Here is a 25,220-nt window from a genome sequence, read left to right as displayed (position 1 = left end):
CAACTCGTCCGCAGCGGGGCACCTCGGCGGCGGGGCGCCGACCTGGCTTGGCTTAGGCAAGCCTGTCCAAAGTTCCACCCAAAGCCCTGATCAAGCGATAGATTAGGCAAGGCTTTCCACGCTGGCGGCGCCGACTATCGGTGCCTATGGTGTCTCTATGGCCATCCTCTTACCCACCCTGTTTCGGCCCTCGCACGCCGACCTGGATGCCGGTGCGCGCGCCCAGACCGTCGCTCCGTCCTCTGCCACCAGCCTCGCCGCGCGGCTCAACTGGCTGCGCGCCGGGGTGCTCGGCGCCAACGACGGCATCGTCTCCGTCGCGGCCATCGTGGTCGGCGTCGCCGGTGCCGGCGGATCCACCCCGGCGATCGTCGCGGCCGGAACGGCCGGGCTCGTCGGCGGTGCCATCTCCATGGCGCTCGGGGAATATGTCTCGGTCAGCAGCCAGAGCGACAGCCAGCGCGCCATGATCACCAAGCAGAAGCGCAAGCTGCACGACAACCCCGCCGGCGAACTCGCCGCCCTCGCCACGCTCTACGAGGAGCGCGGGCTGGCTCCCGCCACCGCCCGTCAGGTGGCGCTCGAACTCACTCAGAAGGATGTCCTCAAGGCGCACCTCTCCGCGGAACTCAACATCGTCGAAGAGGACGTCGCCAACCCCTGGCATGCCGCCGCGGCCTCCGCGCTGGCGTTCACCCTCGGCGCGATCCTGCCGATGCTCGCGATCCTGCTGCTACCGGAGGCGATCCGGGTGCCGGTGACCTTCGTCGCGGTGCTCGTGGCCCTCGCGGCGACCGGAGCCCTGGGTGCTGGCCTGGGGGGCAGTCGCATCCTGCGCGCCACCGTGCGGGTGGTACTCGGCGGTGCGGCCGCGCTCGGCGTGACCTGGCTGGTCGGCACCCTTCTAGGCGTCGCCGTCTTCTAACCGCCCCGGCCGGAGGGGTGGGTCAGGCGAGGGCCAGCAGCCGGGCGGCGCCGACCAGGCACGCGCCGGCGACCGCGAAGAAAACCAGCACCCAGAACAGGCCGGGCAGATGGCTGAGCCTGGCCAGCTGGTCGGCATCCGAGGCGGTGCCGCCGCGGCGTCGCCGGGTGCGCTGCAGCTCCACCACGGTGCGGAGCGCCCCGAGCAGCAGGAACGCGGTCACCAGGAGGGCGAACACGCTCTGCACGGTCTCGGTGCCGAACCAGGTGACGCCGAAGACGATCGCGGCGGTGACAAGCACCGACCAGAGTCCGAACCAGTTGCGGATCTGGACGAGCAGCAGTGCCAGCGCCGCGAGCAGCGCCCAGAGCAGGCCCACGTCGTGGCCACGGCCGAGCAGCCACGCGGCGCCCAGGCCGAGCAGCGCCGGGGCGGTGTACCCGGCGAGCAGGGTGAGCACCATTCCCAGGCCGCGCGGCCGGCCGCGGCTCACGGTGAGGCCGGAGGTGTCCGAGTGCAGCCGGATGCCCTGCAACCGGCGGCCGCTGAGCGCCGCGACCAACCCGTGGCCGCCCTCGTGCACAATCGTGATCACGTGCCGGGTGAGCTTCCAGGCCTGCGGAACGAGCACCAACAGCGCCGCCGCCGCGACGGTCAGCCACACCGTCGCCGGCGGTAGCGGCGAGTTCCGCGCCGACACCCGGGCCCAGAACTCGAGGAGAACGTCGATCACAGGGCGCCGAGCACCAGTTCGATCTGCCGCTCGGCCGGGCGCCGCGGGTCGGGCATGAATGCGCCGGTGGGCTTGGCGCCGTTCTTCTCGTAGAAGCGCATCGCCCGGTGATTGGCCTCGTGCACGTGCAGGTGCACCCGGTCGAGCTGGTGTTCCTCTGCCGCCCAAACCCGCACGGACTGCAGCAGGGTGGCCGCCACCGTCGAGAGGCCACGGAAGGTGGGATCCACCCACACTCCCACCAGGTTCGCGCGCGGGTCGCCGGTGCCGGGGCTGCCCGGGTGGTAGGCGGGCGGGCCGGCCGAGATGAACGCGCTCATCGTGCCGATCCAGAGGTCGGCGGGAGTGCGGGCGACCACCTGGTAGCTCGTGGGTAGGGCATTGCGGATGCCGCGAGCCCGCCAATCCTCCTCGGTGAGGGCGTGTGCCACGGCAAACGACTCCAGGAACGCGAGGGGGAAGTTGGCGATTGCCCGCAGCCGGATATCGCGCAGCTGCTGCCAGTCGGCCTCGAGGGGGTAGTAGAGCTCAAAGCTGCGCCTCGGAGCTGGAATTCGCGTGGCGACCATCCACCGAGGTTAGTCGTCTGGGCTGAACGATGTGTACAACTTCCCCGGTCGCCCGCGGCGTGGAGCGGAGCGAGCGCTCCGGGCCGCGGAACCTGGGCCGTGCCGCGAAAGCCGGTCAGCCGTGCGTCGCACCTCGCGCGCCGAGCACCCGGGCCGTGCTGGTGCCTGGCCGCAGGTCGAGGCGGCGCAGCAGTTGCGCGTTCACCGCCACCACCACTGTCGACGCCGACATCAGCAGCGCTCCCACCTCCATTGGCAGAACAAACCCGATCGGAGCAAGCACCCCGGCAGCCAGCGGCACCGAGAGCAGGTTGTAACCGGCCGCCCACCACAGGTTCTGGGTCATCTTGCGGTAGCTGGCCCGGGAGAGCTCGATCACCGAGAGCACCGACCGCGGGTCGTCGCTGGCCAGGATCACACCGGCCGACGCGATCGCGACATCCGTGCCGGCGCCGATGGCGATGCCCACGTCGGCCTGGGCGAGGGCCGGGGCGTCGTTGACGCCGTCGCCCACCATGGCCACCCGGTGACCCTCGTGTTGCAGTTGCACCACGGTTGCAGCCTTGTTGTCGGGGTGCACCCCGGCGAAGACCCGGTCGATGCCGAGTTCGGCGGCCACCGACTGGGCCACGGCCTCGGCGTCGCCGGTGATCATCACGACGCCGATGCCGAGGGCGCGGAGTGCCTTCACGGCGTCCCGGGATTCCGGCCGCACCTCATCGGCCAGGCCGAGCGCGCCGATCACCGTGCCGTCCTGCAGCACGTGCAGCACGATGGCGCCCTCCAGGGCCCAGCTCGCGGTGACCTCGAGCGGTTCGAGGCCGTGCTGGCGCAGCAGGCTCGGGCCGCCCACGGCGACCTCGTGACCGTGCACCGTGGCCGTGACACCCACGGCGGTGGACGCTCGGAAGCCGGTGGCGGCCGGCAGGTCGAGCCCGCGGGCGCGGGCCGCGGTGACGATCGCCCGGGCGAGCGGATGCTCACTGTCGCCCTCGACCGCTGCGGCCAGCGCGAGTACCGTCGCCTCGTCGAAGCCGGGAAGAGGCTGCACCCGGCTGACCACCGGTTCGCCCCGGGTGAGTGTTCCGGTCTTGTCGAAGAGCACGGTGTCGATGGTGCGCATGCTCTCCAGCGCCAGCCGGTCTGTCACCAGCACGCCGCCGCGAGCTGCGCGTTCGGTGGCGATGGAGACCACCAGCGGAATCGCCAGGCCCAGCGCGTGCGGGCAGGCGATCACCAGCACGGTGATCGTGCGCACCACGGCGTCCTCTGGGCTGCCGAGCAGGGTCCAGGCGATCGCGGTGACGACGCCCACGCCGAGCGCGAACCAGAACAACCAGCCCGCTGCCCTGTCGGCGAGCCGTTGCGCGCGGGACGACGAGGCCTGCGCGTCGGCCACCAGCCGGCGGATGCCCGCAAGCGCGGTGTCATCGCCGATCGCGGTCACCCGCACCCGCAGGGCGGTGTCGGTGGCCACCGTGCCGGCCACGACCGCGGAGCCGGGGCCGCGGCTCACCGGGCGGGACTCGCCCGTGATCATCGACTCGTCCACGTCGGCGGTGCCCTCGGTCACCTGCCCGTCGGCGGGGACCCGGCCGCCGGGGCGCACGATCACCAGGTCGCCGACGCGCAGCTCGGCCGGGGCGACGATGGTGACCTCGCCCGCATCCACCCGCTCGGCTTCATCCGGTAGCAGCGCCGCGAGCGAATCGAGAGCGGAGGACGACTGCGCCAACGATCGCATCTCGATCCAGTGACCCAGCAGCATGATCACGATCAGCAGGGCCAGCTCCCACCAGAAGTCGAGCTCCATGGCCAGGATGCCCAGGCTCGCGCCCCAGGAGGAGAGGAACGCCACCGTGATGGCCAGCGCGATCAGCAGCATCATGCCGGGGGAGCGCTGCCGGAGTTCGCTGATCGCGCCGGTGAGGAACGGTCGGCCGCCCCAGAGATACATCACGGTGCCGAGCACCGGTGAGACCCAAGCGGCCCAGGCTGCATCGGGCAGGTCGTAGTTCAGCAGATCGGCGAACATGGTGCTGAAGCCCACGACCGGAACCATCAGCACGAGCATCAGCCAGAAAAGCCGCCGGAACTGGCCGACGTGGTCGCCGTGGCCGGAGTGGTTCATCGCGCCGTGGTCCATCGCACGGTGGTCCATGCCGTCGTGCTCCGGCGTGCCGGAGCTGGCGTCGGTTCGGGTCATGTCGCCGTGGTCCGCGGGCTGGGGGTCGGTCGGGAGCGTCATGCGTTCAGGATATACCCCCTAGGGGTATTAAGCGAGGAAAGCGAGGTACCGTCGAGGGAAGACGTCGAGCGACGAGAGGGAATGCCGATGATGTGGGGCAATGGAATGGACCCGGGCTGGATCTGGCTGTACGGGTTACTGGCGATGGCGTCACTCGTGGTCGTCATCGTTTGGGCGGTGCGGGCCCTGCGCAACGATGGCGGACCCGGCGCCACACAACCGGGCGACGCCCGGCGCATCCTCGACGAGCGCTACGCCCGCGGTGAACTCAGCGCAGAACAGTACCGGCAGCAGGTGGCCGAACTCGGCGAGGAGCCCTGACCAGGCTGATTCGAGGATCGCCGTGCCGGCTGCCACGACACGCCGGCCGAGCAGAAGAATCCCCGCCTTTGTGCGCCCGTTAGGCCTCAGCCGAGCCGGATGATCGCGGCCAGCAGCTCGGGTTCGAGCGGGCGGTCGGCGAAGACCACCCGCTCGAGCCGGGTGCTGGCGGGGTAGACGTGGTGGGCTGTCGCGGCGGTGGCCGTGGAATTAGCTGGGTCAGCGGGCAGGCCGCTCCCGCTCCATACCCGGCTGAGCCCGATGCGCTCGAGCACCCGCACCGACGCCGGATTGTTGGCCAGGGCACGAGCGGTCACCGGAAGCGGCGCATCCCGGGCGGCGGCCAGGGCTGCCGTGGCCGCTTCGGTGGCGAGCCCGACGCCCCAGCTGGTGGGGGTGAGCCGGTACCCCAGGTTGTAGGCGCCACAGTCCATCTGCATCATCGCCGCCACCCCGATCAGGGTGCCGGCGGCCAAATCGGTGCCGGGCAGGCTGTCGCGCAGCCGGACGGCCCAGCGGCCCAGGCCGGACGCGGCCCAGCTGGCTTGGCTCTCTGCAATGCTGTGTTCGGACAGGGCCAGGGTGGTGTGCCGGCCGCTCGGCAGGTGCAGCCATGTGCCCGGGTCGCTGTACACGGCGTGCACCTCGGCCAGATCGTTCCACGTCAGCGGCTCGAGCCGCAGCCGGGCTGTGCTGAGGGTCGCGGGGGCGAGGAAGTCGGGCACGGTTCCATGCTTCCACACCGTGCCGCGCTGGCGCCGCCCTGAACCGGGAGCGTTCGTTGCGGCGGAGAATTTCCCAACTCGCCGCTGCGCGCGGCCAGACACGCCCAGGAATCCCGAAGGTCTCCGGCCTTAAGACCTCCCGCGCGCCGTCCCGGGGCCGGCTACCGCAGCGCCGAGATCCGCAGGGCCACGGACTTGAGGTTCTGGATGCGCTGCTCGTACCGGGCCGCGAGCACGATCAACAGCACGCCGCCGACGCCGAGCCACAGCCACCAGGGCACCGCGTCGTAGGTGAGCGAGATCCACGGCCAGAGCTGGGCCACACCGTGGATGAGCAGCACCACCGCGCCGATCAGGAAGGGGGCCTGCAACTTGCGCGCGGTGCCGATCAGGAGCACCGCGAGCGCCAGAACACCCAACCCCACCACTCGCCAGAGGGGGCTGTAGCTCAGGTCGAGCAGCAGTGACGGCACGAGTAGAACCAGCAGGCCGGGAGCCAGGGCGACCCAGCTGCGCGCGGACGGCGTGCGGTCCAGGTGCAGGAGCCCGCTCGCGACCAGCGCGAGGGCCAGCGGAATGCTGACGATCTCGACCGGATCCGGAACATCCTGGGTCCACCCGGCCACCACCATCGCGGCCGCACCGCCAAGTGCCACCCACGCGACGAGCCGGCCGAGGGCGCTGGGATCGGCCCAGAATGCGCCGAGGTACAGCGCCGAGAACATCCAGACGATCAGCACCACGCGGATCGCCGCCAGCGGTGCATAGTCCAGGGCCGGGAGTTCGGCCAGCACCACCCCGACCATGGCGGCGATGACCAGGCCGTAGCCGGCCCGTTCCGCCAGTGTGGTGCCCACGAATCGGGTCGCCCGACCCCGGTCGCCGATGGGCGCGGTTGTACCCGGCAGGTCGGGCGCGTCGATATCCGGCGCGGCGGTACCGGGCGCACGAGAACCCGCTGCGGCCCATCCGCCCGGGCCGGCCGTACCGACGGCACCGGCGGTACCGGCGGTACCGGCGGGCGATGCGGCCCTGGCCGCCCAGACCAGGCAGACACCGGTGGCCACAACAAGGCCGGCGGCCGGGATCAACCAGGCCTCCAGCGCGCCGAGGGGACCGGTCGGTCGGCTGTAGAGCGGCAGGATCCGCGCGCCGGCCGAGACCGTCACGGCCGCGACGCCCACGAGCACGGCCGGCCAGGCCAGAACGTGCCAACGCGGCCGGTTCACCAGCAGCGCGCCGAGCACGGCGACGGCCCCGCCGAGCGTCAGGCTGAGCACCGGGCGAGCCACGGCGCCGTCCGCGCCGCCGATCGCGCTCGGCAGGATCGCGACCGCGAGGCCGACGGCCAGCCAGGCTTGCCCGGACAGCCTGGACTCGCCGGCTGCACCGCTCGCCCCTGGCCGGTCCGGCCGTCGGCCGAGCAGGCCGAGGGCAATGAGCTGACCGGCGGCCAGGGACAGCCCGAGCGGCACGGTGCCGAGCTCGAACGGTGTGGGCAGATCCAGGCGCAGGCCCAGCAGCAGCGCTAGCAGACCGGCGGCGATGGCGCTCCAGGCGAGCATCGCGCCGGCGACGCTGCGATCGACCCAGCGCACGGCCAGGTGCAGCACGGCGAAGAGCGCGATGAGCAGGGTCATGCGGCCCTCGGCGTACGGCGGGTAGGTGAGGGCTCCGGTTTCGGCCCACAGGATGCCGACCAGCGCCAGGAGCACCAGGCCATAGCCGAGCACCCGCACCGGGTCGATCGCCGCGGGTGTGCCGGGGGCGAGGCCGGGTGCGGTCAGCCGGGGTGCCGGGCGGTCGGCGGGCGGTCGACCGCGCACGATGACGAGGGCGCCCGCGCTGATGAGCAGCAGCGCCGCGGGCACCAGCCAGGCCTCCAGCCGCCAGGCGGGCCCGGTCGGCGAGGTCTCGAGCAACGGCACGATGCGGCCGCAGGCGGTGAGCACGATGCCGGCGGCGCCCACGGTGATGCCGGGCCAGGCCAGTGCGCTCCAGCGATCGGCGTTCGGTCGCGTCACCAGCAGCGCCGCGCCCACGGTGAGCAGCCCACCGAGCGCGAGGGTGAGGATAGGTCGAATCACCGCACCCTGCCAACCCTCCACCACGCTGGGCAGCAGCGCGACGGCCATGCCCACGCCGAGCCAGACCGGCAGGGCTCGCCCAGGCTCGAGGGCGTCCCGCTCGGTGGAGGCGGCACCGAGCAGGCGGGCGGCGATGAGCTGCCCCGCCACGAGAGAGAGGCCCAGCGGCACCGTGCCCCACTCGAGTGGGCTGATCAGGTCGCGGCCGAGGCCGGCGATCAGGGCCAGGCCCCCGGCCACAATCGTGAACCAGGCCAGCAGGCTGCCGGCCCGGCTCCGGTCGAGCCAGCGCAGCAGAATGTGTAGCGCCGCGAAGAGCGCGATCAGCGCCAGCGCGCGACCGGCCGCGTACGGCAGATAGGTCAGGGCACTCGATTCCGCGATCAGGATGCCCAGCAAGGCAAGGCAGACGAGGCCGTAGCCGAAGCCGCGGGGCACGATCGCACCGGCAGTCGTGGTCTCCTCCGGCGTCGCATCCGCCGCACCGGGCAGTGCGGCCGGGAAGGCCCGAATGATCAGGCCGCCGATGACGACCAGCAGCAGGGCGGCGGGCACCAGCCAGGCTTCGAGGCGCCAGTCCGGCCCGCCCTGCCGCCCGACGAGCAGCGGCTGGATGCGCCCCGCCGCGGTCACGACGATCGACGCCGATCCCACGAGCACGGCGGGCCAGGCGAGCAGGCTCCAGCGCGGGCGGCCGAGCAACAGCGCCCCGCCGGCGGCAAGTACCCCGCCGATCGCGAGAGTGAACAGCTGGCGAATCGCATCGTCGGTCAAGCCCGTTGCCGCAATGGTCGAGGCATCGGGTGCGGCCGCGACGACGGCGCTGGGCAGCAGCGCGAGGCCCAGCCCGACGCCGATCCAGCCGTGTGCGGCGGCACCGGCGGTGCCGGCCCCGGCGGACCACGGCCGGTTCCGCAACAGTTGCCCGGCCACCAGGGCCACACCGAGCGGCACCAGTACCAGCTCGAACGGGTCGACGGCGTCGGCGAGAATCGCGGTGACCGCCGCACCGCCGGCCAGTACGGCGCTGCACCATGCGGTGACCGTGCCGAACGGCACCCTGCGGCGGAGCAGCGCGAACACGTGCAGACCGCTCAGCAGCAGCACGAGGCCGATCGCCCGTGCCGCGCCGAGGCCGGAGGGGTCGAAGACGGAGGTCTCGAGCACGGTCAGGGTGACCAGCGCAATCAGCATCAGGGCGAGCGCGGTGCGCATCCGTACCGACCGGGACGCGGGGTGGTCCTGCCGCACGAGCAGCACGGCCGCGGCAGCCAGGAGCACCGTGGCCGGCAGCAGCCAGGCCTCGAGCGCGGGGCCGGTCGCGGCGTCGGCGGTGATCTCCCGCAGCGACCGGGCGACGCCGGTGACGAGCACTCCGAGCGCGCCGGCCAGGCCGGCCGCGGCGAGGAACGCCCACCGGGGCGGCGTCCACCGCACCAGCGTCGCGCCCAGCAGCAGCACCGCAGAGAGGGTGCCCACGATCACCGGGCGCAGCACGGAACCGGTCTGCCCGGTCAGGGCCAACGGCAGCGCGGCCACACTGAGTCCGGCGAAGGTGAGCAGCGCGGCGCCGGGGCTGGCGGCGACGGCGCGATCGACCCGGCCGAAGCGCCAGAGCAGGGCGGCCAGGGCAAGCAGGGTGCCTGCCAGGGGAAGCACATAAGCCTCGAGCGGGGTGGTGCCGCCGTCAGCCAGACCCCACCAGAGTGCGGCGGTGGCTAGTACGAGGGAGATCCAGCCGAGGTGGCGTCGCCAGGATCCGGATGCGAACAGGCCGTCGGCGTCGACCGCCGTGATCAACACCGCGACGGCGGTGAGCAGCAGCATGAGCCAGCCGAGCTCGACCCGGTCGAGGGGAAGGAACGCCGTGGCGAGCACGACACCGGCTCCGAACTCCAGGCCGAGTCCGGCGCGCGAGGTGCGCCCGGTCACGCGCAGGGTCAGGGCGAGCGCGACGGTGAGCAGCGTGGCGGTCGGCGCCGTGAGGGTGGTGACCGTGGCGGGCGCATCCGTGACGAGCACAAGATCGGTGGCCAGGGCGAACAGGCCCGGCGCAACCAGGAGCGCCGCGGTGGCCCGCTCCCAGCCCAGGCGCGGTGCCGGCCGCACGGTCCAGAGCAGCATGGCCGAGGCCACGAGGGCCGCGGCCAGGATGCCGGCGGCCGGCGCGAGCAGCGCCACGGTGGCGCGCTCGTCGGAGGGCAGGTTCTCGAGCACGCGGCCGGTGGGCGCCGCGACCAGGTAGACGGTGGGGGCAAGCAGGGTCCAGAACGCCCAGCGGCGCTCCATCGGCGTGAGACGCCCGAATCGGCTCTGGGCGATGAACACCTGCAGCACTCCGGTGGTCACCGCGACGGCCAGCAGCAGGTACAGCCAGAGCACGGCGGTGGTCGGTGGCGCCGCGAGCGTGAGCGCGCGCGGGGCGGCCGCCGCCCCGACCAGGGTGAGCACGATGGCGCCGGCGAGCAGGGCGCCCCGGCCGCCGGAGCGCGTTCGCCGGTCGAGCAACAGCCGGGCGAGCACCAGGGCCAGTACGGCGGAGAGCGTGCCGACCCACCAGCTCGAGCTTCCGCTCCAGCCCAGAACGTAGCCCAGCGCTTCGGCCGAGATGAACAGCGTCACCAGCTGCGGGCGGAATTGGCCGAGCTCGGGGCGCCGGCTCCGGGCCAGGAACAGCGCGGCCAGGGCGAGCGCGCCGAGCAGCAGGTAGAGCGGCAGGATCAGCCAGAGCCACTGCGTGAACGGCACGGCCAGCAGCACGAGCGCCAGACCGAACCAGACGAGCACGCGCAGGCGGGCGCCCAGAACGCCGTCCAGCCGCCAGAAGATGCTCACCAGCAGGCCGACCCCCACGAGCGCGGCCAGCGCGGAGGTGGCTTCGCTGCTGACCCGGGCGATCGGGTCGGGGTCGGCGGCAATCAGCGCCCGCAGCAGGGGAACCGCGGCGACCAGTAGCACGCTGAGCCCGCTGAGGCAGGCCAGCGCGGCGGCGGTGACGGCACCGGTAAGGGCGACCCGGCGGGCGGTGGTGGCCGGAAGGCGCCGCCAGACCAGTTCGAAGCCCAGCGCGAGCGTGACCGCCACGAGCACCGGTACCGCCACGAACAGGTCGAGGGATTCGCTCCGCCAGGTGCTGACGACCACGCCGAGCACGGCCGTCAGTGCGGCCAGGCCGGCCGCGGCGTAGGCCGCGGTGCGGGAGAAGGCATCCGGCTCCGGTGTGGACAGCACCGTCGCGGCATGCGCCGTTGCCAGGATCGCGACGATGCCGAACGTGAGCAGGGGAGCCCAGGCGGAGTCGGGCTGCACAACGGCGGCCAATCCGGCCGCGGTGAGCAGGGCGAGCCCGGCGACCAGGAGCAGGGCGACCCGTTCGGCGCGGCGGTCGAGCGTCGGCCAGAATCCGGCCGAACCGGGCACGGTGAACCGGTGCAGCAGCGCGCCGGCGGCAGCGCCGGACAGCGCCACGAACACCCGAGTGAGCGGCGCGGCATCGGCCGCGAATCCCGCGGCGAGGAGGCCGACAGCGGGAGCGGCGGCGGCGAACCCCGCCACGCTGGCCACCCGCAATGACGACCACGCGTGCCAGCCGAGGAACAACACGGTGCACACGAATAGGGCGGCGCCCCAGTAGAGCAGGCCGTCGCGCTCGCCGAAGCCGAACAGGTTGTTCTGTCGAATCGCCCAGACATCGAGCAGCACGAGCACCACCGCGAGGGCGCCGATGCCCTCCGCGGTGGCCACGAGGCGCTTCCGGCGCAACATCGCCGCCGTCACCAGGGTGCCGAGCGTGAACACGGCCACCACGCTGGACCGGAAGGCCAGGCCGGTGAAGATCCAGGCCACGGTGAGGAAGAAGATCGCCGCCACCGACACCAGCGTGACACCAACGAGCAGCAGCACGATCTGAACACTGGAGCGCTTGTGCGGGGCCGGGCCAGACGGACCGGTCGCCTCGGGCGGCCGGGTGCTGACGGGTGGTGGGGTCGCCGGGGTCGCGGATGCCGGCGAGCCGGCCGGCGCCGGCCACGAGGCCGCGGCCGCGGGAATCGGCGGTGTGGCCGCGGGCGTCGCCACGTCGGCTGGCATCGCTGCGGTCGTTCCCGAGACCGGCTGCGGGATGACGGGCCGGGCGGTGACGGTCTGCGCCGTGGGGGCTGCGGCCAGCGCGGCCGTGATGCGCGCCGCGGCGGCCGTCGCGGCCTGGGTGGCCGCGCGCTCGGCATCCGCCTGCGCGGCGGCCCGGGCGTCGGCATGGCGCTGGGCGGAAGCGGTTTGTTCTGCCAGCGCCTGCTCGGCCACCCGCTCGAGCGCGCGCTTCTCGGCCAGAGCCCGGGCCGAGGCAGCGCTCTCCGCCACCTCGTAGCGAATCTGCCCGATCAACTGCACCCGCCTGTCGAGGGCGGCGGCGGCATCCGTTGAGGCAGCGAGCAGGTCGATCGCGGCCGGGTGGCGCAGGTCGAGCCCGCAGGACGCACACACCGGCGACTGCAACGGGGTTCGGCAGGCGGGGCAGAGCGTGGTGTCGGTGAGATCGGCCGTCGTGCGTGGCCAGAGAAAGCGCCCCACGTACTCGGCAAAGTCGCGAATGGCGCTGCTCGGTGACATCAATCCCCCTGATGAATGGTGCGGGCCCCCACAGGCTACTGGTTCGGCAGCAGCTGTGAGCGGGTTACCCACAGGCGGGCACCCCCGTACTGGGCGATTGACGCTGTGTCAACCGATCCAATAACGTCTCGATCATGAGCCCCACCCCACCGGCAACCCGGCAGAGCAAGCAGCCCGACGAGCGCCGCGACGAGATCGTCGCCGCCACCCGGCAGTTGTTCGCCGAACGGGGCGTTGCCAAGGTCTCGGTGACCGAGATCGCCAAGCGTGTCGGCGTCACCCGCGGCCTGATCTACCACTACTTTCCCGACCGCGACGCGCTGATCGACCTGATCTTCGAGGACCACATCGACGAGTTCGTCGAAGCGGTCACCCGGTGGGATGCCGAGCGCGAGGCCGGCAACGTGGAGAAGGCCCTGCTGGACTGCGTGGCGATGTTCCGCCATCACCTGCACACCAAGGACATGTTCCGCGAAGACCTCGGCAGCCCCGAGAACGCGGGCCTCTACAACCGGTTCATCGACCTGGCCGTGCGCGCCGTCGTCGAGCGGCTGCAGGTCACGACCGCCCTGGCCTACGCCCGCACCCACCAGATCGAGATCGAGCACGTCGGCGAGGTCTTCTACGTTCTGGTCTACGGCCTCATCGGCCTGGTCCGCTCTACGCCCGACGTCGACGACCAGGTGCTCGTCGCCATCGTGCGGCAGACCCTTCACCTCGGCCACTGAGCCGGCACACCACCACCCCATAACAAAAGTGAATAAGGAGTAACGAAGATGTTCCTGTACGAGTCGATCCCCTGGTCTTCCACGCTGATGTGGTTCGCGGTGGTAGCCGGCCTCATGCTCGCCAACGAGATCGCCCGCTCGAGCAAGTGGGCTTCGTTGGTGCTCTTCATCGCCCTGCCGGTGGCCCTCACCATCTTCGTCTGGCCGCACACCGCTGGGCCCGATTCCAGCACCGGCACCTGGTTCCACTGGGTCAAGGTCTACTCCGCGCTGGCCGGCTGCCTGGGATTCATGGCCATCCGCTTCATCCCCCGACTGGCCAGGAACAAATACTGGCTGATGTTCCCCGCTGCGATCCTCGCCCTCAACATCCTCGAGGCCGTCATCCGCGACTTCCAGGTCTACGGCATGCACGGCATGGTCGACGGCGTCATGATGGTCGGCGGCTCGTGGAACATCATGAACGGCATCGCCGGCATCCTCAACCTGCTCACCATTTGCGGCTGGGCCGGCATCATCGTCAGCCGCAACAAGCAGAAAGACATGGTCTGGCCCGACATGCTCTGGTTCTGGATCGTGGCCTACGACCTCTGGAACTTCGCCTACGTCTACAACGCCGTCGGCGACCACTCCTTCTATGCCGGTGCCGCCTTGCTCGTGTCCTGCACCATCCCCGCGTTCTTCATCAAGAAGGGCGCCTGGCTGCAGCACCGGGCGCAGACACTGGCGTTCTGGATGATGTTCACCATGGCCGTGCCCACCTTCGTCACCAGCTCGATGTTCAGCGTGCAGTCCTCACACAACCCCACCGCGCTCTTCCTGGTGAGCGCGATCTCCCTGGTCGCCAACATCGCCGTGGTGGTCTACCAGGTGCGCGTCATCCTGCGCACCAAGCGCAACCCACTGCGAGACGAACTGTTCGTGGAACTGCCCGGCTACCAGAAGGTGCTCTCCGACAACCGACCGCTGGATGCCGCATCCGGCACTGGCGCGACCCCGCCGCTGGCCGCATCCCGCGTCTGACCCCCGCCCCGCCCCGTGACGGCGGGCGAACGGCCCCCTCGGAGACCCCGACGACGCCGCTCGCCCGCCGGCTGCCGCATTTTGACGCGGGCTACTCGCGGGAGTACAGTTCTTGGTGCACCATAGTGGGTGCGTTCAAAGGATTGTGACCGCGTCAGTGGGCAAGACCTGATTGGCAGCATTTGGCTGATGATCGGGTATTTTTTTTGCCTTGATGCCGACGTCCCTCCGGTGGCGCCCCAGAGAAGCGCGTCGCCTCGAGCGATGGAGGCCACGGCTGTCTCCCCCGCATAAGAATCGAGGATGTTTCGTGCAGAGTTTCACAGGAGTTGGGGTCAGCCCCGGCCGGATCGTTGGGTCCGTTCGGCAGATGCCGAAAGCCGTGAGCGAACCGCCCGCAGGAGAACTGTTGGCCTCGTCGATCACCGCTGAGGATGCCGCTGTGGCACTGCGCGCGGCTGCGAAGGCGGTGCAGACTGAGCTCAAGGAACGCTCGGTCACGGCCACCGGTGCGGGCAAGTCGGTTCTGGAAGCGACCGCCCTGATGGCCGCTGACCCGATGCTGATCAAGGGCGCGGTCAAGCTGATCACCAACAACGGCACGTCCGCCGAGCGGGCGATCTGGGAGTCGGCTGCGTCGGTGGCCGAGATACTGCATAACCTCGGCGGCTACATGGCCGAGCGCTCCACCGATGTGCTTGACGTGCGCTCGCGCATCGTGGCCGAGCTGCGTGGGGTGCCCGCGCCGGGCATTCCCGCTTCGGACACCCCGTTCATCCTGGTCGCCGATGACCTCGCCCCGGCCGACACGGCCACGCTGAACCCGGCGATCGTGTTGGCCCTGGTGACGTCCGGCGGCGGACCGCAGTCACACACCGCGATCATCGCCCGCGCCCTGGGCCTGCCCGCGGTCGTCGCCGCGGTCGGTGTCGACGCCATTACCGATGGCACCGAGATCTACGTCGACGGTGCCGCCGGCAGCGTCACGGTCGACCCCGACGCCGACCAGGTCGCCGCGGCCGCCGCGTGGGCGACGACCGCCTTGACCCTGGCCGTGTTCGACGGCAACGGCGTCACCGCCGACGGGCACCTGGTGCCGTTGCTGGCCAACGTGGGCGGGGCGAAGGACGCGGTCAAGGCCGCGGCCGCGAACGCGCAGGGCGTGGGACTGCTCCGCACCGAGTTCTGCTTCCTCGACCGCGACGAAGAACCTACCCACGAGGAACAGATCACCGCGTACCGCGGTGTCTTCGACGCGTTCCCGGGTAAGAAGGTTGTCGTGCGCACCCTCGACGCCGGCGCCGACAAGCCCCTCCCGTTCCTCACCGACGCGTCCGAGCCCAACCCGGCGTTGGGTGTGCGCGGGTACCGCACCGACTTCACCTCCCCCGGGGTGCTCAAGCGTCAGCTGGCCGCGATCGCCGCCGCCGCCGAGGGCACCGAGGCGGATGTCTGGGTGATGGCCCCGATGATCTCCACCGCCGACGAAGCGGGTGACTTCGCTGCGATGTGCGCCGAGGCCGGCCTGACCAACCCCGGGGTCATGGTCGAGGTCCCCTCCGCCGCCCTGACCGCGGAAACCATCCTCGGTAAGGTCAACTTCGCCAGCCTCGGCACCAACGACTTGACCCAGTACGCCATGGCCGCCGACCGGCAGCTCGGCCCGCTCGCCGCGTTGAACACGCCGTGGCAGCCCGCCGTGCTCCGCTTGATCCAGCTCACCGTGGCCGGGTCTCTCGCCGAGGGCAACCAGAAGCCCGTGGGCGTCTGCGGCGAAGCCGCAGCCGACCCGGCCCTGGCCGTGGTCCTCGTCGGACTCGGCGTGAACACCCTGTCCATGACCGCCCGCGCCCTCTCGGCCGTCGGCGCGGTCCTGAACACCGTCACCCTGGCCGAAGCCCAGCGCCTGGCCACGATCGCCCTCGCCGCCCCGAACGCACTCGAAGCCCGCGCCCAGGTGCGCGCCGAACTTCCCGTGCTCGACGAACTCGGCCTCTAACCCACCCGTTCCATTCGCCCCACCCCGCAGTACCGCTCCAGGAGGAATCATGTCAGAACGTACCGCCACCATCGCCAGCCGCGTCGGCCTGCACGCCCGCCCCGCGGCGATCTTCGCCGGTGCCGTCGGCGCCCTCGACCTCGAGGTCACCATCGGCCTGGAGGGCGACCCGATCGACGACGCCATGGATGCCTCGAGCATCCTGTCGTTGATGAGCCTGGGTGCCGGCCACGGCCAGGTCGTCGTGCTGCGCGCCGAGGGCGCGGGCGCCGATGAGGCCCTCGAGAGCCTCGTCGCGATCCTCGAGACGGACCACGACGCCGCCGAGTAACGCTCGCAGCATCGCACCACCACGAAGGGCCCCGGGAAACCGGGGCCCTTCGTGCGTGAGCGCGCGCATCCCACCACCGCCGCGCCCCAGGTGGCTTGCTGCGCCCGCTATGGCGCGCACGCGCAGCCACAGCTGGTGCGGTGAGGCAGTCGCACCCCGAACTCGGGCCTCGAACGGCGGCGGAGTGGGCTCAGAGGCCGTTCTCGGCCAGCCAGCCGAGCAGCACCCGCTCGAAGTCGGCGGGTTGCTCCACGTTGGGCAGGTGCGCGGCGTCACGGAAGACGCATCCGCTGGCCTCCGGCACCGTCGACAGCAGGTACTCGTACTGGGTGAGCACCTCGGAGATGTCGTATTCGCCCACAGTGATGAGCGTGGGTACCTCGATGTCGACCACCCGGTCGTAGGCGGGTGGTTCGAGGGGGAGTGAGACCGGGTTCTCGTCGGCGTGCACCACGTTCACCCGGTTGAGGGCGTAGGCGGTCGCGACGAACTCGGGGTCGAGGTCCTCCTCGCGGCGCAGCGGCCCGAAGTCCCAGAGTGCGGCTTCCAGCCGGGCGACCCGGTGCCAGTCCTCGGCCTCGAACGCCCGGTCGATCTCGTCGAACCGGGCATCCTCGACATCGGTCAGCTCGGTGGCGGGAAACCCGCTCGGGCCGGAGCCCACGGTGACCAGCCCGGCCACCCGGTCCGGATGCTCCACGGTGAGGTCGATCGCGATCGAGCCGCCGCGGGAGCACCCCACCAGGGTGGCCCTGGCCACACCAAGATGGTCGAGCAGAGCCAGCGCATCCGCTCGGTTCGAGAACTCGGCGTCTTCGGCCTCGGTCTGGCCGAAGCCGCGGGTGTCGAAGCGGATGACGTAGTGGTCGGCGGTGAGCGCGGGGATCTGCGGATCCCACATGCGCAGATTCGCGATGCCGGCGTGGATGAGCACGAGCGCCGGCTTCGAGACGTGGCCGTGGGCTTCGTAGTACAGGCTCGCGCCCGGCACGGTGAGGTGAGGCATGGTTCGAGCGTAGGGGAGCGGCCCGCGCGGCGGAAGAGTGACGGACTCCTACACTCGGGCGGTGAGGGCTGTGTCCATCGCCTCGAAGACGACCTGCCAGCCGACTGTCGTGCCCTCGTATTCCTCTGGCGAGAGGTTTCCGCCGGTCTGGCTGAAGCGCATCTCGGTGCCTTCGGGCACAGCGGTGAGGATCACGGTGAGCACCTCCCGCGCCTCGCCGGGTTCGAAGGTCGTGGTCAGCACGAGCTTGTTCGGGCGGTCGACCTCGATGTACTCGCCACGCCAGTCGAATCGCAGCTCTGGCCCCAGGATCATGGTGGCTTTCCAGCTGCCGCCAGGGCGGGCATCCAGCGAGATGGAGTCGAGAGGGACCTCCGCAGCGCTACCGCCCCACCAAATGGCGAAAGTCTCGGGAGTCACCCAGGCATCGAAGACGGCTTCGGGTGGTGCCGAGAAGGTGCGGATGATGGAGGAGCCGGTTGATTCAGTCACGGGTCGTGCCTTTCTCTTCGGAGGTGAGGTGTTGCTCTAACGCATCAAAACTTGTCTCCCAGAACCGGCGATAGTCGTCGATCCAGTCGGCAGCGGGCGCGAGCGTCACGGCATTCAATCTCGCCGGCCGCCATTGGGCGTCGCGTCCGCGAGAGATCAGCTCGGCCTTCTCCAGCACCTGGAGGTGCTTGGAGATGGCGGGCAGGCTCATGTCGAACGGCGCGGCGATGTCAGTCACCGTCGCCTCGCCCTGCGACAGCATCGTGAGAATGGCCCGCCGGGTCGGGTCGGAGAGTGCCGAGAATGTTCTGCTGAGCTGATCGGTGGCCATACGGCGATAATAAACCGATTGGCTAATTAAGCACAAGGTTAAATGAGTGATGCCCACGGCGGGATTTTTTGCCCCATCTGCCAGACCTGACTTACGCTCAGCCCTAAGTGTAATGTACAGTACAGATGTGGTCGGGGAGATGAGTAAGCGCAGTGCCGAGCGGGCGGATGCCGTTCTGCAGGCCACCACCGACCTTCTCGCCGAGGTGGGCTACTCGGCTCTGACGATCGACGCCGTGGCCGCCAGGGCGCATTCCTCCAAGGCCACCATCTACAAGCGCTGGCCCACCAAGACCGCGCTGGTCGTGGCCGTCGCGGCCAAACTCGGCCCCATCGACATCCCGGTGCTGGATGCGTCACACACCCTCACCCAGACGCTCACGGCAATCACAACCGCCGTGCGGAGCCTCACCGTGGGACGCTTCGGCCAGCTGGTGCTCGCCCTCGACGACGCCGGCCGGTCCGACCCCGCAGTCATGACCGCGGTGGAGGAGTACCTCGCGGCACCGCTGCACCTGGCCGTCGGCGCGGCACTGGACGCGCTCAAACAGGCCGGCCGGATCGACGACCGGGCCGACACCAGCCTCGCCTCCCGCATCATGCTCTCGGCGATCGTGGACCGTGCCCTCGCCCGCGGTGACGTCGTGTCGCCCACCGAGCTGCAGAGCATCGTGAGGGAGTGGCTCGTGCCGGTTCTGGCACCGCAGCGCCTCGGCACCCGCACCCCGGGGCCCACCGCCGGCCCCGGCTAGCAAGCCTCCCCAGCAGCCCCACCCCACGCTTCGCCACCCCAGACCGAAGCGTTTCTCCTGTGCGCCGACGCACGACCATTCCCACCCCGCAACACCGTTTGGAGCACCACCATGTCCACCTCCACCCCTCGCCGCCAGGCAACTCGCCCGGCGTCCGGCCGACGATCAGTGCGCGGCAACCCCGGCCTGTCCCTGGCCGCGGTCTGCTTCGGCCTGTTCATGGTCGGCCTCGACGGCACCGTCGTCTCGGTCGCCAACCCCGCCATCTCTGAATCCCTCGGCACCTCGTTCACCGAACTGCAGTGGATCACCAACTCCTACCTGCTCGCCCTCGCGGTCTTCCTCATCCTCGGCGGCAAGCTCGGCGACCGGTTCGGCCGCAAGAAGATGTACCTCATCGGCGTCGCGGCATTCGCCGTCACCTCGGTGGCCATCGGCCTGGTCGGCACGACCGAGGGCGTCATCGCCTTCCGCGCCCTGCAGGGCCTGAGCGCAGCGTTGCTGATGCCGCAGACCCTGGCCCTGTTGCGGGCGACCTTCCCGCGGGAGAAGTTCGGTATGGCCATCGGCATCTGGGGCGGCGCGTCATCCGTCGCCATCGCCGCCGGCCCGATCGTGGGCGGCGCGCTCGTGGGCACCGTCGGCTGGGAATGGGTCTTCTACATCAACGCCCCCATCGCCGTGATCGGCCTGATCCTCGGCGGCATCGTGCTCAAGGAAAGCGCCGCCACCGACAGCGCCCGGTTCGACATCTTCGGTGTCGTGCTGCTCGCCCTCGGCCTGTTCGCCGTGGTGCTGGCCGTCGTGCAATCCGAGGCGTGGGGCTGGACCAGCCCGCTCACCCTGGGCGTCCTCGCCGGCGGCCTCCTGCTCCTGGTGGCCTTCGTGTTGGTGGAGAACCGGGTCGCCGCCCCGCTCCTGCCCATGTCACTCTTCCGCAACCCCACCATCACCGTGGGCGCCCTGGCCGTTGCGGCCAACTTCTTCGCCCTGTTCGGAGTGACCTTCTTCCTCTCGCTGTTCCTGCTCAACTTCCGCGGCGAGGCCGGCGTCGCCACCGGCGTCATGCTGCTGCCGCTGAGCGCGGTCTCGATCATCGCGTCGCCCATCGGCGCCGCCATGGTGAGCAAGGTCGGCATCCGGGTCACCATGTCGCTCGGCCTGGTGCTCGTCGGTGCCGCGCTGTTCGGCCTCACCCCGATCAGCATCGATTCGCCCTACATCGCGATGGCCGTGCCGTTCGTGGTGCTCGCCCTCGGCGTTGGCCTGGTGATGACCTCGGGCGCCGAGGCCATCGTCGGCAGTGCACCCGTGCAGCTGGCCGGCGTCGCCGGTGGCCTGCAGGCCACCTCGCTTCAGCTCGGCGGCGCCCTCGGCACGGCCGTGCTGGCGGCCATCGTCTCCGCCGGCACCGCGTCCGGCCTCAGTGGCACGAGCTTCGCCGGAATGGAGGCCGTGGCTCAGGGCATCATTCCGACTGGCCTCGACTCGGCCACCACGAGCCTCGCCCAGGATGCCTTCACCGGCGGCCTGCAGAGCGCGTTCATCGTGGCCGGCTGCGTGGCGATCGCCATCGCCATCGCCGCCGCCGTCTTCGTGCGTGCCCCGAAGGCGCACCACACCGTGGAGGAGATCCTGCTCGAGACCGAGTCCGGCACCTCCGGCTCCTCCGCCGACGAGCTGGTGCGCTAACCGAAGCAGCCCCAGAGTCCCCGCCGATGGCCTCCCCGGCCGGGCGGGGGCTCTAGGCTCGATGGGTGGGCGGTGTACTGGTCGGATTCTCGATCATCGGGTTTGTGATCCTGGTGGGGTACATCGTCGAACGCTCCGGCGTCGCCGGCGAGAACGCCGGCCGGGTGCTCAACCGCATCGCCTTCTTCGTCGCCACTCCCGCCCTGCTGTTCACGGTGCTTGCCCACGCGGATGTGCGGGTGCTGTTCTCCAGCTTCCTCGCCACCGTGCTGTGCAGCGTGGTCGTGGGCATGCTGCTCTACGTGCTGCTGGCCCGGCTGTTCTTCCGCAACGGCCTGCCCGAGACCGTGCTCGGCGCCACCAGCGCCACCTACGTGAACGCCAACAACATCGGCCTGCCCGTGGCCATCTACGTGCTCGGCAGCGCTCAGTACGTCGCCCCGGTGCTGCTGCTGCAGCTGCTGGTGTTCGCCCCGATCACACTCGGCATCCTCGACGCCTCCACCAGCGGGCGGGTGTCGGTGCGCGGCATCCTCACCCAGCCGCTGCGCAACCCCATGATCATCGCGTCGATTCTCGGCGTGATCGTGGCCGCCCTCGGCATCCCGGTGCCAGAGGCCGTGTTCGCCCCACTGGACATCATCGGCGGCGCCGCGATCCCGTTGGTGCTGATGTCGTTCGGCATGTCACTGCACGGCCAGCGCCTGTTGCAGCCCGGCACCGGTCGCAAGCAGGTCGTGGCGGCGTCGCTGATCAAGGTGGCGGTCATGCCCGTGATCGCGTACCTGATCGGCCGGTTCGTCTTCGGCATCACCGGGCCCGAACTGTTCGCCGTGGTGACCGTGAGCGCCCTGCCGACCGCGCAGAACATCTTCAACTTCGCCTCGCGGTACGACCGGGCGGTCGTGGTCACCCGGGACACCGTGCTCATCACCACGATCGGCGCGATTCCGGCGCTTGTGATCATCGCGGCGCTGCTCGCCTGACCTGTGGCCGTGCCCGCCTAGGGCCTGGGGCGTTTCTGCAGCCAGGGCCGCAGCAGACGGGTGATCTGCGGCATCACCAGGTAGGTCATGGTGGGTGCCATCACCAGCGTGGTCAGCAGGATGCGCAGCACCGTGGGGATGTCGTTCCAGGCCGGGTCGACGCCGGTGATCAGGTAGGTGAAGATCACGTTCAGCGGGAAGAAACCCAGCCCGATCGCCACGGCCTGCTTCCACCGTGGAGGCTGCACCGGCGACGGCGCCCCGGCCTGCTCCTGCGAGTGATCGAACCAGCCCTCGATACCGGTGCGTTTCTCCACATGGGATTCCAGCACCAGGCCCTCGCCCTCGAGCAGCCAGCTGGTGCGGGCGATCGAGTTCTCCCAGGCCTCCAGCGACGCGGCATCCGAGAACTTGTAGAGCATGTGCCAATGGCCGGAGGTGGCGTGCGCGCGCACCCAGCCGGAGCCGAGGAAGCCCGGGTACTCGTTGGCGAGGTCCATGCCGGTCTGCACCCAGGAGGTGGCTTCGTCGAAGCGCTCGGGGTCGACGCGGCGGCGGATGGACACGGTGACGGGAACGCCGGCGGGCGCTGGTGGCGCCCCGTCATTCCCGGAGGCAGCAGCTGGCATGCCTCCAGTATGAGCGACGCGGGTCTCGACAGGCTCGACCAGCGCATGGGGGTCTCGACCAGCGCACGGGGGTCTCGACCAGCGGGACGGTTCTCGACCGGTGGGCCGCTAGAAGATCATCGGGCGGTCGTCGTCCTCGTCGTCGCTCTCGATGTCGACCAGCACCGGCACGTGGTCGCTGGGGGCGTCGCCCTTGCGTTCGTTGCGGTGGATGCTCGCATCCGTCACGAGCTCCGCGAACGCCGGTGAGCCGAGGATGAAGTCGATCCGCAGGCCCTCGTTGCGCGGGAACCGCAGCGCCTTGTAGTCCCAGTAGGTGTAGCCATCCGGCACGATCGGGCGCACCACGTCGGTGAAGCCGGCCGCCTCGAAGGCGGCGAACGCGGCCCGCTCCGGTTCGGAGATGTGGGTGGAGACACCGGGCTTGAGGCTCGGGTCGCCCACATCCGAGTCGAGCGGCGCGACGTTCCAGTCGCCCATCATCGCCATCGCGAGCCGGGGGTTGCGGGCCAGCTCGTCGGCGGCGTGGGTCTTGAGGCGCGCCAGCCAGTCGAGCTTGTAGATGTAGTGCGGGTCGTCGAGCGAGCGGCCGTTGGGCACGTACAGGCTCCACAGCCGCATATCGTTCACGGTCACGCCGAGCGCGCGGGCCTCCAGCGGCAGGCCGGGGCCCTCTTCGCCCTTGAGGAAGCCGGGCATCTCCGGGAACGCGGTAACGACATCCGTCATCTCGTGCCGGCTGGCGAAGGCCACGCCGTTCCATTGGCTCAGGCCGTGGATCGCCACCTCGTAGCCGGCGTCCTCGAAGGCCTGCACGGGGAACTGCTCCGGCTTGCACTTGATCTCCTGCATGGCGAGCACGTCGACGTCCTCCCGCACCATCCAGTCGACCGTGCGGTCGACGCGGGCACGGATGGAGTTGACGTTCCAGGTGGCGATGCGCATACACCCCAGCCTATTTGGCGCGGCACGCGGAAACCTCCTCGCCGAGTTGCCCACTTGCGGGCGAGTTGCCCTGGTGTGCCGGGGCAACTCGTCCGCAGCGGGGCAACTCGGTGCCCGGTGCTGAGAAACCTCGCCGACACACGTGAGTGGCAGGATGGCTGTATGTCGGAATTGCAGATCGGTTATGCGGCCATGTTGGAACAGTTCGCCCCCGCCGAGGCGGTGGAGCTCTCGGCCTACGCGGAGGAACACGGCTTCTCCGGCGTGATGGCGGCCGACCACTTCCAGCCGTGGGTTCCCGCGCAGGGCGAGTCGTCGTTCGTGTGGAGCGTGCTCGCCGCGATCGGCGAGCGCACCAAGGGCGACATGGGCCCGGGCGTCACCGCGCCCACCTTCCGCTGGCACCCCGCGATGGTGGCGCAGGCCTCCGCCACGCTCGCCTCGATGTACCCGGGTCGGCACTGGCTGGGCCTCGGCTCCGGTGAAGCCCTGAACGAGCACATCGTGGGCGGCTACTGGCCGGAAGCGCCCGAGCGGATCAACCGCATGTTCGAGGCCATCGAGATCATCTCGAAGCTCTTCACCGCCTCCATCGCCGGCAAGGACGTCAAGCACTCCGGCCAGTTCTTCAAGCTCGAGTCCACCCGGTTGTGGACCATGCCGGAGGTCGCCCCCGAGATCCTCGTAGCCACCGCCGGTCCGGTCACCGCCAAGCGCGCCGGCCGGCACGCCGACGGCCTCATCACGGTCGGTGCCCCGCTGGAGAAGATCTCCATGCTGTTCGGCAAGTTCGACGACGGCGCCCGCGAGGCCGGCAAGGACCCGTCGACCATGCCCAAGGTGCTGCAGCTGCACATGAGCTGGGCCGAGACCGACGAGGAGGCCATGGCCAACGCGCTGCACGAGTGGCCCAACGGCGGCATGAAATTCCCCAAGGGCGACATCCGCTCGCCGTTCGAGTTCGAGCAGATGGCCAAGCTGGTACGGCCGGAAGACTTCGAGGGCCGCATGATCATCTCCGCCGACCCCGACGACCACCGCGCCTACATCCAGAAGTTCGTCGACCTCGGCTTCGACAAGATCTACCTGCACAACGTGGGCCGCAACCAGCGCCAGTGGATCGACGTGTTCGGCCGCGACGTGCTGCCGAAGCTCGCCCGGTAGCGATGCCCGTATCCCAGACGCCGGGGCCGGGAGCCGAGTCCCGGCTCGAGGTGTTCGTGCTGCCCGGCATCGGCGAGATCCGCGCCGGCGACGACCTGGCCGCGATCATCCTCGCCGCTGCCGGGCCCGATGCCGCGCTCCTGGCCGACGGTGACATCCTGGCCGTGACCAGCAAGATCGTCTCCAAGGCCGAGGGCAGGCAGGTGGCCGCCACCGACCGCGAGCAGGCGATCACCGACGAGACGGTGCGCGTGGTCGCGACCCGTGCGCATCCCGGCGGTGTCACCCGCATCGTGGAGAACCGGCAGGGCCTGGTGATGGCCGCCGCCGGCGTGGACGCCAGCAACGTGGAGCACGGCACCGTGCTGCTGCTGCCGGCCGACCCGGATGCCTCCGCCCGCGCCCTCTGCAGCGCCCTCCGCTCCGCGACCGGGCTCTACCTCGGCGTGCTGATCACCGACACCGTGGGCCGGCCCTGGCGCGACGGCCAGACCGACATCGCCATCGGCGCCGCCGGCGTGGCCGTGCTCGACGACCTGCGCGGCACCGCGGATGCGCACGGTCGCCGACTCGATGTCACGGTCGCTGCCGTTGCCGACGAGATCGCCGGCGCCGCCGACCTGATCAAGGGCAAGACCAGCGGCAACCCGGTGGCCGTGCTCCGCGGCCTCGGCCAGCTGGTGGGGGCGATCGACGCGGAGGACCGCGGGGCGCGGCGCCTGCTGCGCGACAGCGCGAACGACATGTTCCGGGTCGGCAGCGCCGAGGCCTACGCGGAGGGCTATGCCGCCGGACTCGCTGCTGCTGCCGCAACTGCTGATTCCGCCGCAATTTCTGATTCGGCCGCCGAGACGACAGTTGTGGCCAGTGCTGAGCCGACCCAGGCACCTCAAGTGCCATCTCGCGGAACCACCACCGCGTGAGTTG

General features: G+C 70.5%; 21 protein-coding genes. 11 read left to right on the top strand and 10 right to left on the bottom strand.

The window, feature by feature from the left end:
- Positions 1 to 157 precede the first annotated feature (157 nt).
- Positions 158 to 925: a VIT1/CCC1 transporter family protein gene (locus CTB96_RS02090; protein ID WP_110125263.1), complete on the top strand. Its 768-nt coding sequence runs from the start codon at positions 158 to 160 to the stop codon at positions 923 to 925.
- A gap of 22 nt (positions 926 to 947) precedes the next feature.
- On the opposite strand, the gene CTB96_RS02085 is transcribed toward CTB96_RS02090, so the two are convergent.
- From CTB96_RS02085 to CTB96_RS02075, 3 genes are all read right to left on the bottom strand, one after another.
- Complete coding sequence (locus tag CTB96_RS02085; RefSeq protein ID WP_345788766.1) at positions 948 to 1,658, bottom strand: M50 family metallopeptidase; 711 nt, start codon at positions 1,656 to 1,658, stop codon at positions 948 to 950.
- Entirely contained in the window at positions 1,655 to 2,227 is a 573-nt protein-coding gene (locus CTB96_RS02080; protein WP_110125262.1) for a GNAT family N-acetyltransferase, read from the bottom strand. The genes CTB96_RS02085 and CTB96_RS02080 overlap by 4 nt, the downstream gene beginning before the upstream one ends.
- Positions 2,228 to 2,342: 115 nt before the next feature.
- Complete coding sequence (locus CTB96_RS02075; protein ID WP_110125261.1) at positions 2,343 to 4,475, bottom strand: heavy metal translocating P-type ATPase; 2,133 nt, start codon at positions 4,473 to 4,475, stop codon at positions 2,343 to 2,345.
- An 87-nt stretch (positions 4,476 to 4,562) separates the two neighbouring features.
- Between CTB96_RS02075 and CTB96_RS02070 the strand changes: the two genes are divergently transcribed.
- Positions 4,563 to 4,796, top strand: coding sequence for an SHOCT domain-containing protein (locus CTB96_RS02070; protein ID WP_110125882.1), 234 nt, complete (start codon positions 4,563 to 4,565; stop codon positions 4,794 to 4,796).
- Positions 4,797 to 4,882: 86 nt separating this feature from the next.
- Here CTB96_RS02070 and CTB96_RS02065 read toward each other — a convergent pair whose 3' ends face one another.
- Together CTB96_RS02065 and CTB96_RS02060 are read right to left on the bottom strand one after the other, a co-directional pair.
- Positions 4,883 to 5,521 carry a GNAT family N-acetyltransferase gene (locus CTB96_RS02065; protein WP_181397103.1) on the bottom strand — a complete coding sequence of 213 codons (639 nt, stop codon included), beginning with the start codon at positions 5,519 to 5,521 and terminating at the stop codon, positions 4,883 to 4,885.
- Positions 5,522 to 5,682: 161 nt separating this feature from the next.
- Complete coding sequence (locus tag CTB96_RS02060) at positions 5,683 to 12,216, bottom strand: SCO7613 C-terminal domain-containing membrane protein (protein WP_110125259.1); 6,534 nt, start codon at positions 12,214 to 12,216, stop codon at positions 5,683 to 5,685.
- 134 nt (positions 12,217 to 12,350) lie between these two features.
- Here CTB96_RS02060 and CTB96_RS02055 point away from each other — a divergent pair, with 134 nt between their 5' ends.
- From CTB96_RS02055 to CTB96_RS02040, 4 genes are all read left to right on the top strand, one after another.
- A complete protein-coding gene (locus CTB96_RS02055; RefSeq protein ID WP_110125258.1) occupies positions 12,351 to 12,944 on the top strand; it encodes a TetR/AcrR family transcriptional regulator in 594 nt (197 codons plus the stop codon).
- 48 nt (positions 12,945 to 12,992) lie between these two features.
- Positions 12,993 to 13,967 carry a DUF5692 family protein gene (locus tag CTB96_RS02050; RefSeq protein ID WP_110125257.1) on the top strand — a complete coding sequence of 325 codons (975 nt, stop codon included), beginning with the start codon at positions 12,993 to 12,995 and terminating at the stop codon, positions 13,965 to 13,967.
- A 310-nt stretch (positions 13,968 to 14,277) separates the two neighbouring features.
- Positions 14,278 to 15,966, top strand: coding sequence for a phosphoenolpyruvate--protein phosphotransferase (gene ptsP, locus CTB96_RS02045; protein WP_110125256.1), 1,689 nt, complete (start codon positions 14,278 to 14,280; stop codon positions 15,964 to 15,966).
- A gap of 49 nt (positions 15,967 to 16,015) precedes the next feature.
- Complete coding sequence (locus tag CTB96_RS02040; protein WP_110125255.1) at positions 16,016 to 16,297, top strand: HPr family phosphocarrier protein; 282 nt, start codon at positions 16,016 to 16,018, stop codon at positions 16,295 to 16,297.
- A gap of 190 nt (positions 16,298 to 16,487) precedes the next feature.
- Here the strand turns inward: CTB96_RS02040 and CTB96_RS02035 are convergent, their stop codons facing one another.
- Genes CTB96_RS02035 through CTB96_RS02025 form a run of 3 tightly spaced genes read right to left on the bottom strand, consistent with a single transcriptional unit; the run spans position 16,488 to position 18,126 of the window.
- Entirely contained in the window at positions 16,488 to 17,303 is an 816-nt protein-coding gene (locus CTB96_RS02035) for an alpha/beta fold hydrolase (RefSeq protein WP_110125254.1), read from the bottom strand.
- Between the two features lie 48 nt (positions 17,304 to 17,351).
- Positions 17,352 to 17,795: an SRPBCC family protein gene (locus CTB96_RS02030; RefSeq protein ID WP_110125253.1), complete on the bottom strand. Its 444-nt coding sequence runs from the start codon at positions 17,793 to 17,795 to the stop codon at positions 17,352 to 17,354.
- Complete coding sequence (locus tag CTB96_RS02025; RefSeq protein WP_110125252.1) at positions 17,788 to 18,126, bottom strand: ArsR/SmtB family transcription factor; 339 nt, start codon at positions 18,124 to 18,126, stop codon at positions 17,788 to 17,790. The genes CTB96_RS02030 and CTB96_RS02025 overlap by 8 nt, the downstream gene beginning before the upstream one ends.
- A gap of 139 nt (positions 18,127 to 18,265) precedes the next feature.
- Between CTB96_RS02025 and CTB96_RS02020 the strand changes: the two genes are divergently transcribed.
- The 3 genes from CTB96_RS02020 to CTB96_RS02010 all read left to right on the top strand — a co-directional run bounded on the left by CTB96_RS02020 (position 18,266) and on the right by CTB96_RS02010 (position 21,555).
- Positions 18,266 to 18,877: a TetR/AcrR family transcriptional regulator gene (locus CTB96_RS02020; protein WP_181397102.1), complete on the top strand. Its 612-nt coding sequence runs from the start codon at positions 18,266 to 18,268 to the stop codon at positions 18,875 to 18,877.
- A 111-nt stretch (positions 18,878 to 18,988) separates the two neighbouring features.
- Complete coding sequence (locus CTB96_RS02015; protein ID WP_110125250.1) at positions 18,989 to 20,569, top strand: MFS transporter; 1,581 nt, start codon at positions 18,989 to 18,991, stop codon at positions 20,567 to 20,569.
- 65 nt (positions 20,570 to 20,634) lie between these two features.
- Positions 20,635 to 21,555: an AEC family transporter gene (locus CTB96_RS02010; protein WP_110125249.1), complete on the top strand. Its 921-nt coding sequence runs from the start codon at positions 20,635 to 20,637 to the stop codon at positions 21,553 to 21,555.
- A gap of 17 nt (positions 21,556 to 21,572) precedes the next feature.
- On the opposite strand, the gene CTB96_RS02005 is transcribed toward CTB96_RS02010, so the two are convergent.
- Together CTB96_RS02005 and CTB96_RS02000 are read right to left on the bottom strand one after the other, a co-directional pair.
- The gene (locus CTB96_RS02005) at positions 21,573 to 22,184 is read right to left on the bottom strand and encodes an antibiotic biosynthesis monooxygenase (protein WP_110125248.1); all 612 of its coding nucleotides are present in this window, start codon (positions 22,182 to 22,184) and stop codon (positions 21,573 to 21,575) included.
- A 108-nt stretch (positions 22,185 to 22,292) separates the two neighbouring features.
- On the bottom strand, positions 22,293 to 23,129 hold the full coding sequence (locus tag CTB96_RS02000) for an exodeoxyribonuclease III (protein ID WP_110125247.1): 837 nt from the start codon (positions 23,127 to 23,129) through the stop codon (positions 22,293 to 22,295).
- A 162-nt stretch (positions 23,130 to 23,291) separates the two neighbouring features.
- Here CTB96_RS02000 and CTB96_RS01995 point away from each other — a divergent pair, with 162 nt between their 5' ends.
- Positions 23,292 to 24,293, top strand: coding sequence for a TIGR03557 family F420-dependent LLM class oxidoreductase (locus tag CTB96_RS01995; protein WP_110125246.1), 1,002 nt, complete (start codon positions 23,292 to 23,294; stop codon positions 24,291 to 24,293).
- Between the two features lie 2 nt (positions 24,294 to 24,295).
- Positions 24,296 to 25,216, top strand: coding sequence for a coenzyme F420-0:L-glutamate ligase (cofE, locus tag CTB96_RS01990; RefSeq protein WP_110125245.1), 921 nt, complete (start codon positions 24,296 to 24,298; stop codon positions 25,214 to 25,216).
- The last annotated feature ends 4 nt before the right edge of the window (positions 25,217 to 25,220 follow it).

Origin of the sequence: Cryobacterium arcticum (assembly GCF_003185895.1) — a bacterium.
GTDB lineage: Bacteria > Actinomycetota > Actinomycetes > Actinomycetales > Microbacteriaceae > Cryobacterium > Cryobacterium arcticum.
The sequence above is the reverse complement of the archived record's forward strand: the minus strand, read 5'-3'. Positions and strand labels throughout refer to the sequence as shown.

Excerpts from the sequence above, each read along its gene's own strand:
- CTB96_RS02020 (WP_181397102.1), top strand. The coding sequence starts at position 18,266 with ATGAGTAAGCGCAGTGCCGAGCGGGCGGATGCCGTTCTGCAGGCCACC.
- CTB96_RS02075 (WP_110125261.1), bottom strand. The coding sequence starts at position 4,475 with ATGACGCTCCCGACCGACCCCCAGCCCGCGGACCACGGCGACATGACC.
- CTB96_RS02035 (WP_110125254.1), bottom strand. The coding sequence starts at position 17,303 with ATGCCTCACCTCACCGTGCCGGGCGCGAGCCTGTACTACGAAGCCCAC.
- CTB96_RS02060 (WP_110125259.1), bottom strand. The coding sequence starts at position 12,216 with ATGTCACCGAGCAGCGCCATTCGCGACTTTGCCGAGTACGTGGGGCGC.
- CTB96_RS01995 (WP_110125246.1), top strand. The coding sequence starts at position 23,292 with ATGTCGGAATTGCAGATCGGTTATGCGGCCATGTTGGAACAGTTCGCC.
- cofE (WP_110125245.1), top strand. The coding sequence starts at position 24,296 with ATGCCCGTATCCCAGACGCCGGGGCCGGGAGCCGAGTCCCGGCTCGAG.
- CTB96_RS02025 (WP_110125252.1), bottom strand. The coding sequence starts at position 18,126 with ATGGCCACCGATCAGCTCAGCAGAACATTCTCGGCACTCTCCGACCCG.
- CTB96_RS02015 (WP_110125250.1), top strand. The coding sequence starts at position 18,989 with ATGTCCACCTCCACCCCTCGCCGCCAGGCAACTCGCCCGGCGTCCGGC.
- CTB96_RS02055 (WP_110125258.1), top strand. The coding sequence starts at position 12,351 with ATGAGCCCCACCCCACCGGCAACCCGGCAGAGCAAGCAGCCCGACGAG.
- CTB96_RS02005 (WP_110125248.1), bottom strand. The coding sequence starts at position 22,184 with ATGCCAGCTGCTGCCTCCGGGAATGACGGGGCGCCACCAGCGCCCGCC.
- CTB96_RS02090 (WP_110125263.1), top strand. The coding sequence starts at position 158 with ATGGCCATCCTCTTACCCACCCTGTTTCGGCCCTCGCACGCCGACCTG.
- CTB96_RS02040 (WP_110125255.1), top strand. The coding sequence starts at position 16,016 with ATGTCAGAACGTACCGCCACCATCGCCAGCCGCGTCGGCCTGCACGCC.
- CTB96_RS02000 (WP_110125247.1), bottom strand. The coding sequence starts at position 23,129 with ATGCGCATCGCCACCTGGAACGTCAACTCCATCCGTGCCCGCGTCGAC.
- CTB96_RS02080 (WP_110125262.1), bottom strand. The coding sequence starts at position 2,227 with ATGGTCGCCACGCGAATTCCAGCTCCGAGGCGCAGCTTTGAGCTCTAC.
- CTB96_RS02070 (WP_110125882.1), top strand. The coding sequence starts at position 4,563 with ATGATGTGGGGCAATGGAATGGACCCGGGCTGGATCTGGCTGTACGGG.
- CTB96_RS02050 (WP_110125257.1), top strand. The coding sequence starts at position 12,993 with ATGTTCCTGTACGAGTCGATCCCCTGGTCTTCCACGCTGATGTGGTTC.